The 238-nt window shown below is 48.7% G+C and carries 1 pseudogene; it reads right to left on the bottom strand.

From position 1 onward, the window contains the following. Positions 1–238, bottom strand: a pseudogene (locus RG959_RS24870) (PTS fructose transporter subunit IIA); the annotation flags it as partial.

Genomic DNA, 238 nt, shown 5'->3' with positions numbered 1-238 from the left:
GCATAGAGCAAGCCTTTTGCTAATCCACCTTCAACAAGACCGATTACGAAAATTCCGCCGTGTGGGGCACGGAGTCCAATATCGAATAGCATCGTTAAACCACCAGTTACAGCACCACCTGCCATTACAGACGGGATAACACGAGCCGGATCGGCTGCTGCAAACGGAATAACACCTTCTGTAATAAAGCAGGCACCTAACACGTAAGCTGTTTTCCCGGCTTCACGTTCTGTTTTAG

Source organism: Domibacillus sp. 8LH (assembly GCF_038806185.1).
Lineage (GTDB): Bacteria > Bacillota > Bacilli > Bacillales > Domibacillaceae > Domibacillus > Domibacillus indicus_A.
Note: the sequence above shows the minus strand (reverse complement) of the source record. Positions and strands in the feature narration are given on the sequence as shown.